The organism is Amycolatopsis alkalitolerans (assembly GCF_006152065.1).
Classification (GTDB): domain Bacteria; phylum Actinomycetota; class Actinomycetes; order Mycobacteriales; family Pseudonocardiaceae; genus Amycolatopsis_E; species Amycolatopsis_E alkalitolerans.
In genome coordinates this window covers 173228-185465 of sequence record NZ_VDFW01000007.1, presented here as the reverse complement: position 1 = coordinate 185465, position 12238 = coordinate 173228, and the positions used below count along the sequence as shown (strand labels likewise).

Annotated in this window: 9 protein-coding genes; all 9 read right to left on the bottom strand. The window is 72.4% G+C overall.

What is annotated here, in order from left to right:
- Window position 1: 1 nt before the first annotated feature.
- The 9 genes from FG385_RS11365 to FG385_RS11325 all read right to left on the bottom strand — a co-directional run bounded on the left by FG385_RS11365 (window position 2) and on the right by FG385_RS11325 (window position 12172).
- Window positions 2-847 (bottom strand): NAD(P)-dependent oxidoreductase, encoded by an 846-nt coding sequence (locus tag FG385_RS11365; RefSeq protein ID WP_139096676.1) that lies wholly within the window; start codon window positions 845-847, stop codon window positions 2-4.
- 222 nt (window positions 848-1069) lie between these two features.
- On the bottom strand, window positions 1070-2437 hold the full coding sequence (locus tag FG385_RS11360; protein ID WP_139096623.1) for a replication-associated recombination protein A: 1368 nt from the start codon (window positions 2435-2437) through the stop codon (window positions 1070-1072).
- 25 nt (window positions 2438-2462) lie between these two features.
- Entirely contained in the window at window positions 2463-3296 is an 834-nt protein-coding gene (locus tag FG385_RS11355) for an SGNH/GDSL hydrolase family protein (protein ID WP_200834409.1), read from the bottom strand.
- A 104-nt stretch (window positions 3297-3400) separates the two neighbouring features.
- Complete coding sequence (locus FG385_RS11350) at window positions 3401-4561, bottom strand: phosphotransferase (RefSeq protein WP_139096622.1); 1161 nt, start codon at window positions 4559-4561, stop codon at window positions 3401-3403.
- A gap of 47 nt (window positions 4562-4608) precedes the next feature.
- Entirely contained in the window at window positions 4609-5553 is a 945-nt protein-coding gene (locus FG385_RS11345; protein ID WP_139096621.1) for a DUF389 domain-containing protein, read from the bottom strand.
- 4 nt (window positions 5554-5557) lie between these two features.
- Window positions 5558-7324, bottom strand: a complete 1767-nt coding sequence (gene aspS / locus FG385_RS11340; protein WP_139096620.1) for an aspartate--tRNA ligase — start codon at window positions 7322-7324, stop codon at window positions 5558-5560.
- Between the two features lie 91 nt (window positions 7325-7415).
- Window positions 7416-9239: an intein-containing Rv2578c family radical SAM protein gene (locus FG385_RS11335; RefSeq protein WP_139096619.1), complete on the bottom strand. Its 1824-nt coding sequence runs from the start codon at window positions 9237-9239 to the stop codon at window positions 7416-7418.
- A gap of 31 nt (window positions 9240-9270) precedes the next feature.
- Window positions 9271-10278 carry a methyltransferase gene (locus FG385_RS11330; protein ID WP_139096618.1) on the bottom strand — a complete coding sequence of 336 codons (1008 nt, stop codon included), beginning with the start codon at window positions 10276-10278 and terminating at the stop codon, window positions 9271-9273.
- Window positions 10279-10321: 43 nt separating this feature from the next.
- Complete coding sequence (locus FG385_RS11325) at window positions 10322-12172, bottom strand: Na+/H+ antiporter (protein ID WP_139096617.1); 1851 nt, start codon at window positions 12170-12172, stop codon at window positions 10322-10324.
- Window positions 12173-12238: the final 66 nt, after the last annotated feature.

Here is a 12238-nt window from a genome sequence, read left to right as displayed (position 1 = left end):
GTCAGCGGGTGCCGTAGTAGAGGGCGGCCATATCCTCGTCGCCGTGACCGGCGTCGATGGCGGCCTTCAGGTGGGTGAGCGCGGCGCGGACACCACCGAGATCGATTTCGCCGCCGGCGGCGTCGAGGACGAGTTGCGCGTCCTTGGCCGCGAGGCTGGTGGCGAAACTGAGCGACAGCTCGCCGGAGATCATCGCACCGCCCTTCGCGTGGGCGTACGGCGAGTCGAGGGCACCGCCGGAGATGGCATCGAGGAACAGCTTCGGGTCGAGGCCCAGCTGGCCGGCCAGGCGCACGCTCTCCGCGGTCCCGTTGGTCAGCGCGAGCACCCATGCGTTGGCCACGAGCTTGAGTTTGCTGCCAGCACCCGCGGGGCCCACCCAGATCGTGCGGCCGCCGATCGCGTCGAACACCGGTGCGCAGCGGTCCTTCAGCTCCTCCGGCCCGGACGCGAGCACCGTGAGCTTGCCCTGTTCCGCGGGCTGCTTGGTGCCGAGCACGGGGGCGTCCACGAACGGGATCCCCGACTCGGCGGCGAGTGCCGCGAGCTTGACGGTCCAGTCGAGACCGACGGTGCCCATCTGCAGCCAGACCGCCCCGCCCGGCCGCGCGCTCGCCATGACCTCGTGCACGATCGTACCGTCGGGCAGCATGGTCAGCACGAAGTCCGCGCCCGCCACCGCGTCGTGCGGTGTGTCCGCGATCTCGACGCCGCGCCCGGCGAGCGGCTCCGCCTTCGCGCGGGTCCGGTTCCAGGCGCGGACCTTGAACCCGGCCGCGGCCAGGTTGGTGGCCATGGGCGCGCCCATGATCCCGGTGCCGAGCACGGCGACGGTGGTGTCGGTCATCTGTCCTGGCTCCTCGCGGTAGATGATCCCGCGCCCGTATTCCCCGCGCCGTCGCCGGGCAAACCCGCCCGCCGCGACCGTCGGCGAGGCCGGGTCGCCGAAGTCCGCCTTGACGTCCGCCACGTAGCTGGCGTGCACGTCGCCGCCGGAAGACCGCCGCCTGCACCAGCAACCGGCGCGGTCGGCGGCTGCGAGCAGATCGCCGGTCTCACGGCTTGGCCATCATTCACCGCGGACCGTGCGGCGCAGCCTTGGCACCCGCTCGGCCAGCGTGCGCTCGGCACCGCGCTGGGTTGGCTGGTAGTAGTCCCGCCCGACGAGCTCGTCCGGCGGATACTGTTGCGGCAGAACACCTTCGGGCACGTCGTGCGGGTACCGGTAGCCCTGGGCGTTGCCGAGTTTCGCCGCGCCGGCGTAGTGCCCGTCGCGCAGGTGGGGCGGCACCGTGCCGATGTGCCCGGCTCGCACGTCGGCGAGCGCGCCGTCGATACCCGTCACGACCGCATTGGACTTCGGCGCGGTCGCGAGGTGGATGGTCGCCTGCGCGAGCGCGAGCCGCCCTTCGGGCATGCCGATGAACTGTACCGCGTGCGCGGCGGCCACCGCGGCCTGCAGCGCCGTCGGATCGGCCAGGCCGACGTCCTCGCTCGCGTGCACGACGAGCCGCCGGGCGAGGAAGCGCGGGTCCTCCCCCGCCTCGATCATCCGCGCCAGGTAGTGCAGCGCGGCGTCCACATCGGACCCCCGGATGGACTTGATGAACGCGCTGATCACGTCGTAGTGCTGATCGCCGTCGCGGTCGTAACGCACCGCGGCCTTGTCCACTGTGGACTCGACGGTGGCCAGGTCGATGGTGCGGTGTTCGGTGGTCGCGGCGGCGTCGGCGGCGGCTTCGAGCGCGGTGAGCGCCCGGCGCGCGTCGCCGGAGGCGAGGCGCACCAGATGCTCCTCGGCCTCGCCGGTCAGCCCCAGCTCCCCGCCCAGCCCGCGCTCGTCGGCGAGCGCGCGGTGGATCAGCTCGCGCACGTCCTCGTCGGTCAGCGGGCGCAGCTGCAGCACCAGCGAACGCGACAGCAACGGCGCGACCACCGAGAACGACGGGTTCTCCGTGGTCGCGGCGACCAGCAGGACCGTCCGGTCCTCGACCGCGCCCAGCAGCGCGTCCTGCTGGGTCTTGGAGAACCGGTGCACCTCGTCGATGAACAGCACGGTGTTCTCGGAGTCATAAAGACGCCTCCGCCGTGCTTGTTCAATGACCCCGCGCACCTCCTTCACCCCGGCCGACAATGCCGACAGCGCGACGAACCGGCGCCCGGTCGCGGTGGAGACGAGGTTGGCGAGCGTCGTCTTCCCCGTGCCCGGCGGGCCGTAGAGCAGGACGGACGCGGGTGCCGCACCTTCGACCAGCCGCCGCAGCGGCGCGCCCTCGCGCAGGAGGTGCTGCTGGCCCACCACCTCGTCGAGCGTGGCCGGCCGCATCCGCACGGCGAGGGGCGTGCCCGGCGGGATCACCGGCTCCCGCGGCGTTTCGACGCGGTCGGGCCGGTCCGCCAGGTCCGGGTTCACCGTGAAGAGTTCGTCCTGCTGCACCTATAGGAGGTTACTGCAGCGTGGTTCAGCGGATCTGCAATGCGCTCGGCGGCGGCTCCGGCGCCGCGACCTCAGTGCCGGCACGCCAGTTCAGGTACGACTGCTTCGCGGAGGCGGCCATGATGGCAGCCGCGTACGGCAGGAGGTCCCGGCCGCGCCGCCACAGCCACGGGATCCCTTTCACCACAAGCCATCCCACGTGATCCAGGGTGCTGGGGCTGACCCCGCCCGAGCACACCAGGCTCACCGGTTCGGCGACCGTGATGCCCGTCGCGGCGAGCAGGTCGGTGAAGCCCCGCGCGAGCATCCGGTGCCCGAGTTCGGAGGGGTGCAGGCGGTCCACGCTCCAGGACGACAGGTCGTACGCGCCCGGCATCTCCGCCAGGTCCAGGCACGGCACGCCGTGCCGGTGCACGATCCCGTCGACCGCCTCGTTCAGCTCGTCGATCCGGGCCGCCAGCGCGCGGTAGAGCGGCCCCGGCAGCCGGAACACCTTGCCGTGGTCGTGAAACCGCACCGGCACGACCACCGCGCCGGACGCGGTCAGCTCGGTCACCACCTGATCGAGGTCCGCGGCCATCCCGGCCGCGTCGAAGTCCGAACGTAGGGTGTCGTTCATCCCGACGATCACCACCGCCACGTCGGGCCGGTGCGCGATCGCGACGGGCAGCTGGTCGTAGCGCACGCACCGCATGCGCGCGCCGGTGAAGGCGGTGTTGAGGTAGCCGGCGGGTGCTATGTCCAGTGCCCGTGCGACGAACGGGCCGACACCACGCCAGCCGCGGCCGGGCACAGGGTCGCCGAGGCCCACGGCGGTGGAGTCGCCGAGCACGGCCAGCCGCCGCACCCGTCGGGACATCGCTTCGGTCGGGGGGATCTGCTCGCTTGGCGCGCTCACGCCTACAGACCATCGGTCATCCACACTCACCCGCGGTGAGCGCAGGGTAACGAGGTCAAGACCTCTTACCGAAATGCTGGGTACAGCGGCAGCTCCAGCCCGGGGCCGTAGTGCTCATCGAGCGCGGCGGTCACCTCACGCGCGTGCGCGGCGACCGCGTCCTCACCCGCCCGCGCCGCTTCGGCGCCGAGGTTGCGCCACCAGGTGACCAGCGCGGCCGGCTTCTCCGAGCGGCCGGCCAGCACCGTCCACGTGCTCACCCAGACCAGCAGCAGCTGGTGGTCGAGCAGGTGCGCGAACAGCACGTCGCCATCGGACAGTCCCGGCCACACACCGACCACCTCCGAGCGCCACGCCGCGACCATGGCCTCGCTCATCCCAGCCGGCAGCGCGAGCGGCTCGGCGCACGTGGCGAACGGCACCCGCAGGTGCGCGGCGTCGACGAGCGCGTTGCGCACCCGGCCGCGTTCGAAGTCCAGGAACCGGACCCCGCCGCCGGTGATGAGGTTGTTGTCCGGGCTGAGATCCACCGGGCTGAACGCGCGGTAGGCCAGCGACCGCGCGCGCTGGCACGCGGCCTCGGCGTAGCGGCGCACCGCATCCGGGGTCGCCACCCCGAAATGCTCCCTGATCAGCCCCGGCAGCTGCGCGATCGCCGTCGGCGCGGCGGTGTCCTCGTGCTTGACCGGTCCGCCGAGGCGGCGCAGCAGCGCGTCGAAGTCCGCCTCTCGGCTCGCCGTGGTCGCGTGCATGCGGCCCAGGGACCGCGCCCAGGACAGCAGGGACCGTTCGGCCGCGCGGGCGTCACGGCCAAGCAGCGTGTCCCGCAGCGTGGGCGCCTTCCCGAGATCGTCGATGACCAGCACGCGCTCCGCGCCGTCGTGAGCGAGCAGCTCCGGGCACATCCGCTCCTCGGGCGGCAGCGCCGTGAACAGCTGGTAGCTCACGGCCTCCTGGGCGAACGGGTCGGGCGCGCCCCTGGGTGCCGGATCCGGGTAGTGCTTGATCACCAGGGTTCTGGGCAGCCCGAAGGGCGAGGTGGCGATTCTGGCGCGGACGACCGTGGCCGGGCCGCTGCCGGGCAGATGCTCGGGATCGACCAGGGCGATCGTGCTGCCGAACCGGTGCGCGAGCACCACTTCGCCAGCCGCGACGGCGGCCGTGACGGCCGGCTCCTCTGCCGCTGCCGTGCCTGCTGTGTTGTGTTTGGAAGTGTCCACGGTCATCGTCTTCGACCCTACTAGCGGGCTCGTACCCTTCTCCACCACGAAGTTCAGCCGGCGGACAGCGGGCGTCCGGCTGCCCGCACGCGTTGCCCCCGACGGCGCAGGGCCAGTACCGCCGCCGCCGCGGCGACGATGCCGATGAGGTTCACCGCCAGTTGCCCCACCGACTCCAACGATCGCAGCCAGTCACCGGTGACGGCCGCCACGGCGGCGAACCCCGCCGCCGGCACCGTGGTGACCGAAATGAACACGCCGACCAGCGCGGCGGATTTCGCCGAGGTCATCGCGAGCATCCCGGCCGCGCCCGCGAGCAGTGCGACGATCAGCGAATACCAGCCGATGTGATAGACGAAGTCGACGGCCGCGTGCCCCTCGCGGAACGCGGTGACGTCGAGCAGGCCGACGGCTTCGCTAAGCAAGGTCACCAGCGCCGTCACGACCATCGCGAGCGGGAAACCGACACCGAGCGCGAGACCGGCGCGGCGCATCAGGTCCCGGCGCCGCAGCACGAGCCCGACCGCGAGGGCGGCCAGCGGCCCGAACTCGGGGCCCACGACCATCGCGCCGACGATCGTCACCGGCGAGTCGGTGATCACCCCGACCGAGGCGAGCAGGCACGCGATGACGAGGAACGCCTGGAACGTCGCATTCAGGCGGGATTCCTCACCGCTGCGGCTGACCAGTTCCTCCCAGACCACGGCGTCGGCGCCCACGCCCGGCGCCGCCTCTTCCGCCCGGTCCGCCGAGTCGGACAGCGCGGCGTCGAGCGCCTCGAGGGTGATCCCGCCGTCGTGGTCGATGCCGAGCCCGCAGAGCAGGTCGATCACCTCGTCGGCCGCCTCCCGCGCCACGTCGGCTTCGACGAGGTCACCGTCCGGTTCGACCGCGACACCGTGGTGCACGACGAGATGTGCCGTGCCCGCGTGGCTCCGCAGGCGCTCGACGGCTTCGGCGGTGCTCCCGGCGGGGCTGATCACCCGCAGGTGCAGCACCGGCTCACGCCCTGAGGGCGGGCTTGGCGTCGATCCCGGCTTCCTTGCGCTGCTGGGCGGTGATCGGCGCGGGGGCGCCGGTCAGCGGGTCGTAGCCGCCGCCGGTCTTCGGGAACGCGATCACTTCGCGCAGCGAGTCCGCGCCCGCGAGCAGCATCACGATCCGGTCCCAGCCGAACGCGATCCCGCCGTGCGGCGGCGGGCCGAACTGGAACGCGTCCAGCAGGAAGCCGAACTTCTCCTGCGCGTCCTCGTCGGCGATGCCGAGCACGTCGAAGACCCGTTTCTGCACGTCAGCGCGGTGAATACGGATCGAGCCGCCGCCGATCTCGTTGCCGTTGCAGACGATGTCGTAGGCGTAGGCGAGCGCGCCGGCCGGGTCCTGCTCGAACTTGTCGATCCACTCCGGGGTGGGCGAGGTGAACGGGTGGTGCACGGCCGTCCACCTGCCGGAACCGACCGCGACGTCGTCGCTCTCCTCCACCGGGGCGAACAGCGGCGCGTCCACGACCCAGACGAACGACCACTCGTTCTCGTCGATCAGGCCGAGCCGGTGGCCGATCTCGACGCGCGCGGCACCGAGCAGGCCGCGGGCACCGCTGGGCGCGCCCGCGGCGAAGAACACGCAGTCACCGGGCTTGGCCCCGACCTTCCCGGCCAGCCCTTCGCGCTCGGCGTCGGAGATGTTCTTCGCGACCGGGCCGGACAGCGTGCCGTCCTCGCCGATCAGCACGTACGCCAGCCCCTTCGCGCCGCGCTGCTTGGCCCACTCCTGCCACGCGTCCAGCTGCCGGCGCGGCTGGCTGCCGCCGCCGGGCATCACGACGGCACCGACGTAGGGCGCCTGGAACACCCGGAACGGGGTGTCGGCGAAGTAGTCGGTCAGCTCGGTGATCTCCAGGCCGAAGCGCAGGTCCGGCTTGTCGGTGCCGTAGCGGGACATCGCGTCGGCGTAGGTCATGCGCGTGATGGGGCGGGGCACCTCGTGCCCGATCAGCTTCCACAACGCCGCGACGATCTGCTCGCCGACCTTGATGACGTCGTCCTGGTCGACGAAGCTCATCTCGATGTCGAGCTGGGTGAACTCGGGCTGCCGGTCGGCGCGGAAGTCCTCGTCGCGGTAGCAGCGCGCGATCTGGTAGTACCGCTCCATCCCGCCGACCATGAGCAGCTGCTTGAACAGCTGCGGCGACTGGGGCAGCGCGTACCACGAGCCGGGCCGCAGCCGCGCGGGCACCACGAAGTCGCGGGCGCCTTCGGGGGTGGAGCGCGTCATCGTCGGGGTCTCGATCTCGACGAAGTCCTGCTCGTGCAGCGTCTCGCGGGCCACCCGGTTGGCCTCGCTACGCAGGCGCATGGCGAACGCCGGGCCGCTGCGGCGCAGGTCGAGGTAGCGGTACTTCAGCCGCACCTCCTCGCCGACGTCGACCCGGTCGTCGATCGGGAACGGCAGCACCGCCGACTCCGAGAGCACGTCGAGTTCGGTCGCGAGGACCTCGATCGCGCCGGTGGCGATCTCGGTGTTCTCGTTGCCCTCGGGCCGCTTGCTCACCTCGCCGGTGACCCGGACGCAGTACTCCGAGCGCAGCTGGTGCGCGCGCTCGGCCATCTCACCCTCGCGGAACACGACCTGGGCGACGCCGCTGGCGTCCCGCAGATCGATGAAGATCACCCCACCGTGATCGCGCCGCCGGGCGACCCACCCGGTGAGCGTGACGATCTGGCCGGCGTGCCCGGCACGCAGGGTGCCGGCGTCGTGGGTGCGAAGCACTGCGGTTGCTCTCCTTGACGGAACGGTGACTAGCAGAATCGCTGCTCGTCAAGGCTAACGAACGCACCGGGGGGTGCCGCCACCAGGTTTCTCAGAGCAGCTTCATCTGCTCCGGCTGGGGCGCCGAATCCGCCTCGCGGGGCCCGGGGATCCGGCGCGTGTCGTCGTCGCGGCCGAAGCCGTACCGCCGCAGCAACGGCCCGATCCGGGCGGTGAGCAGCCGCTGGTACCGGCCGGCGGCGTAGCTGCCGCGACCGTAGATCTCGCGATACCGCGGCACCAGCTCCGGATGCTCGCGCGCCAGCCATCGCGCGTACCACTCGCGCGCTCCCGGGCGCAGGTGAAGCGCGAGCGGTGTCGCGCTCGTGGCCCCGGCTTCGGCGACCGCGGCCAGCAGCGCGTCGAGCTGCTCGGTGGAGTCGGTCAGCCCGGGCAGGATGGGCGCGAGCAGGACGCCGCACCGCAGCCCCGCCTCGCGCACACGGCGCACCAGCTCCAGCCGCGCCTGCGGGCTCGGTGTGCCGGGCTCGGCGCTTCGCTGGAGATCCCGGTCCAGCAAGGCGATCGAGACCGCCAGCCCGACGTCCACCTCCGTCGAGACCGACCGCAGGAGCGGGATGTCCCGGCTCATCGTGGTGCCTTTGGTGAGGATCGAGAACGGGGTGCCCGACCCGGCGAGCGCGCCGATGATGCCGGGCATGAGCCGGTAGCGGCCTTCGGCGCGCTGGTAGGGGTCGGTGTTCGTGCCCATCGCGACGTGCTCGCGCCGCCAGCCCGGCCGGCGCAGCTGCGCGGCCAGCACCTCGGGCGCGTTGATCTTCACGACGACCTGGCTGTCGAAGTCGTGCCCCGCGTCGAACTCCAGGTACGTGTGCGTGTTGCGAGCGAAGCAGTTGTGGCTCACCACGCCGTTCGCGATGAAGTCGCCGGTGCCGGTGGTGATGTCGTAGAGCTGCTTCGTGCCCGCCGGCTCGACCGACACGACCGCCGCGCCGGCCGCGACCGGCAGGCCTTCGAGGGACAGCTTGCTTCTCGTGGCCGGATCCGCGGTGTGCAGGAACCTCAGCTGTTCGGCGAGCCCGCCGCCGAGCCGGACCACGCGCACCCCGGACCCGGCGCCGGCGAGGTCGAACTCGAAGCCGAAATGCTTGAGCGCCAGGCAGAACTCCTCGATCAGGTCGTGATCGGCGCTCGCGACGCACACCGCGCCGTGCGCGCACCCGCCGTCGGCGTCGAAGGCCCCGGCGAGAAAACCCTCTCGCCAGCCTTCCCCAGGTTCCGCTGTGGACGGTTCGGCGAGGTAGCGCGCCGTCCTGTCCAGCGCCTCGGCGTGCCCGAACGCGAGGCGGCCCCGCATCGCGTGCAGGTACCCCGCGCGGTAGCCGGCGGATTCGGTTGGCGGGGAAACGAAAGGACCGGTGCCGAGCAGCCGCTCCCCCACGGCCAGGTCACGGACGTACACCCAGCCCTGCCTGGCGAGGAACCGGTGATCCCGGCTCGCGACGAGTTCCGTGCCGTCCGCGAGCCGGACGCGGAAGGCGGGCTTGACGGTTCGCCAGTGCGCCAGCACTTTCGTGCGCACCAGGCGCCCCGGCCCGGTGCCGTAGATCTCGTCCCCGGTCCGCAGTTCGGCGAGCGCCTTCGTGCGGCCGTCCCCCATCAGGATCCGGGTTTCCCCGCCCAGGCAGTACACGCAGGAGTGACTGCAGCCGCGGTACGGGTTGACCGTCCAGTCGAACGACATGCGCGACGTGCCCGGCACCCGGTTGAGCACCGAGCGGGCGCGCACCTCGTGGAAGGTCACCCCGGAGAACTCCGGCGGCCGCACCGAGCGCACCAGCCCGTCCAGCCCCAGCAGGGCCTGCTGCGGGTCTCGCCGGTTATCGCCGCCCGCGCGTTGACCGTCCCACCTCATACCCATAGTCGAACACGTGTTCGAGAACCTGTCAAACGCGCAGCTCGGCGATCAGCCGCGAGCCGCCCGGCCGCGTCGGGCCGATCCGGAGACCGGCCGCCCGGGCCAGCTCACCCAGCTGGCCGAGGGTGCGTTCCCGGCCGCGGACGTAGCACAGCATGCGCAGGTCCCCCTCGGTGCTCGGGTCGACGCCCCCGGCGTCGCGCAGGTGGTCCACGACGAGCACTTTTCCGGTCCCCGCCGCCGCTTCCGCACACCGCCGCAGGATGCGCAGCGCGTCCTCGTCCGGCCAGTCGTGGAGGATGCCCGAGAGCACGTAACCGCCCGCTCCGGCGGGAAGCGCGTCGAAGAAACTGCCCGCTTGGGCGCCAGCACGGTGCCCGAGACCGGCCGCGGCGATCGCACGCCCGGCGCGGCCGGCCGGGCCGGGCAGGTCGAGCACCGTCCCGCGCAGGTCGTCATGGGCGCGAAGGATCTCGATCAGCAGGCTGGCGTCGCCGCCACCCACATCGACCACGTGCCCCAGTTCGCCCCAGGGGTAGGCGACGGCGATCGCGGGCGCGTCCGCCGCCAGCCGTGCCCCCATCAGCGCGTCGAACGACGCCGCGCGCCCCGCGTCAGCCGACAGGTCGTCCCAATAGGACCGGCCGAAGTGCCGCGGGAACGCCGCGTCGCCGGTCCGGACGGTGTGCAGGAGCTCGACGAAGCACAGATCGGCGCGCCCGATGGACCCCTCCAGATCGAGCCAGGCCCGCATTCCCGGCGGATCGTCCTCACGCAACTGCTCGCCCAGCCCGGTCAGCCCGTAGGCGCCCGCGCCCGCACGAACCAGCACACCGGCGGTCACCAGGTGCTCCAGCACCCGGCCCAGCGCGTCCTGATCGGCGTCCACCGCCACGGCCAGCGCTTCGACCGTATGCCGGCCGGCGGCGATGTGGTCGGCCAACCGCAGGGTCGCCGCCACGCGGATCGCCATCGGCGTCACCAGATCGGCGGCGGCCCACAGCTCGCCGCCCCACCCGCTGCCTTCCTCCGTCATAGCCAGAAGCTACGCCCGCCCTTGAAAGGTTGACCGCGGTCGCTCAGCCCACCGTGCGGTCGATGAAGCACCAGCGCCAGTCCTCGCCGGGCTCGTAACTGCGGATCACCGGATGCTGGGTCTCGTGGTAGTGCCGGGTGGCGTGGCGCCGCTCGGACGAATCGCAGCAGCCGACGTGCCCGCAGGTCAGGCACAGTCGCAGGTGCACCCACGTCGAGCCCTCGCGCACGCAGTCCTCGCAGCCGGCCGCGTCGGAGGTGGCCTCGCCAGGGTCGGCGAGATGGGCGCAGGTACCGGCGGTGGCCTCCGGGGTGCGCAGCTCGCGGCCGGTCGCGCGGACCACGGTCTCGCCCGGCCCCAGGATCGACTCCTCGACGTCCATCTGGTCCAGCACGGACCGCAGGACCTCGTCGTCGACCGTGGCGCGGTCGCGGGCGGTCAGCAGGACCTCCCGTTCGGCTTCGAGCATCGCCATGCGCAGCCGCCGGTACGCCGCACTCGGCGTCTCGTGCAGGTCGCTGCCGGTGCCGAGCCGCTCCCACGCCGAGTCCGAGCGGTAGGTCTGCTTGTCTTCGAGCCGGGCGATCACGTCGGGCGGGTCCTCGGCGCTCTGCACCTGCTTCAGCCGCGCGAGCCCGGCCTGCGTCATGTCGTGCAGCAGCGCGGCCTTCTGCAGCGCGTCCTCGCCCGGGTCCGGGGCGGGCAGGTCGAGCCGCCGGACCAGCTTGGGCAGCGTGGTGCCCTGCAGCAGCAGAGTGCCGGCCACGACGACGAACGCGGCGAGGACGAGCACCCCGCGCTGTGGCGTGCCCGCGGGCAGCACGAACGCGGCGGCGAGGGTGACCACCCCGCGCATCCCGGCCCACGCGATCGCCGCCGAATACCGCCATGGCAGCGCCCAGGCGGGCAGCACCCGCCGGGTCGCCGCCGCGAACACCCAGGCGATGCGGCTGGCGATCGTCACGCCCAGCACCGCGAGGCAGATCCCGGCGATCGCCCAGCCGGACAGGTTGCTGTCGGCCACCTCGGTCACGATCCGCCGCAGCTGCAAGCCGATCAGCAGGAAGACCAGGTTCTCCAGCAGGAACTGGATGGTGCGCCAGTTGAGCCGGCTCGCCAGCCGCGACGGCCCGGACAGCAGCCGCGGCGTCTGCTGGCTGATGACCAGGCCCGCGACCACGACCGCGAGCACCCCGGAGCCGTGGATCTCCTCGGCCGGAAGGTACGCGACGAAGGGCACCACGAACGACCACGCCGTGTCGAGTACCGGATCCCGCAGCCGTTTGCGCAACTGCCCGGCGCCCCAGCCGATCAGCCAGCCGACCACCGCGCCGCCGACCGCGGCGAGCAGGAAGTCCAGGCCGGCCTCCCACAGCGCGACCGAACCGGAGATCGCGGCGATCGCCGTGCGCAGCGCGACCAGCGCGGCCGCGTCGTTGAGCAGGCTCTCCCCCTCGAGGATCCGCACCACCCGCCGCGGCATGCCGACCCGGCGTGCGACGGCGCTCGCGGCGACCGCGTCCGGCGGCGCGACGACGGCCCCGAGCGCGAACCCGGCGGCGAGCGGCAGGCCGGGCACGACGAGCCAGGTCACCACCCCCACCGTCAGCGTGGTGAAGATGACGAGCCCGACCGACAGCAGTGCGATCGGGGCGCGGTTGACGCGGATGTCCACGAGCGACGTGCGCAGCGCGGTCGCGTACAGCAGCGGCGGGAGCAGGCCGACGAGCACGAGTTCGGGGTCGAGCTGGAATTCGGGGACGCCGGGGACGAACGACGCGCCGACGCCGACCACGACGAGCAGGAGCGGCGGCGACCAGTCCAGCCGGCGGGCGATCCCGGTGACCACCAGGACCACGGCGACGAGGCTGACGATTTCGGTGGCTAGCTGCATCAGGCCTTTTCAAGGTGGGCTCGGGGAGGAAAAGGCCTCCGTTGCCAAAGTGGGGGTACAGGCGAG

Bases quoted from the DNA above. Each gene is read 5' to 3' on its own strand.
- FG385_RS11335 (WP_139096619.1), bottom strand. From the start codon at position 9,239: ATGAGGTGGGACGGTCAACGCGCGGGCGGCGATAACCGGCGAGACCCG.
- FG385_RS11330 (WP_139096618.1), bottom strand. From the start codon at position 10,278: ATGACGGAGGAAGGCAGCGGGTGGGGCGGCGAGCTGTGGGCCGCCGCC.
- FG385_RS11365 (WP_139096676.1), bottom strand. From the start codon at position 847: ATGACCGACACCACCGTCGCCGTGCTCGGCACCGGGATCATGGGCGCG.
- FG385_RS11355 (WP_200834409.1), bottom strand. From the start codon at position 3,296: ATGTCCCGACGGGTGCGGCGGCTGGCCGTGCTCGGCGACTCCACCGCC.
- FG385_RS11350 (WP_139096622.1), bottom strand. From the start codon at position 4,561: ATGACCGTGGACACTTCCAAACACAACACAGCAGGCACGGCAGCGGCA.
- FG385_RS11325 (WP_139096617.1), bottom strand. From the start codon at position 12,172: ATGCAGCTAGCCACCGAAATCGTCAGCCTCGTCGCCGTGGTCCTGGTG.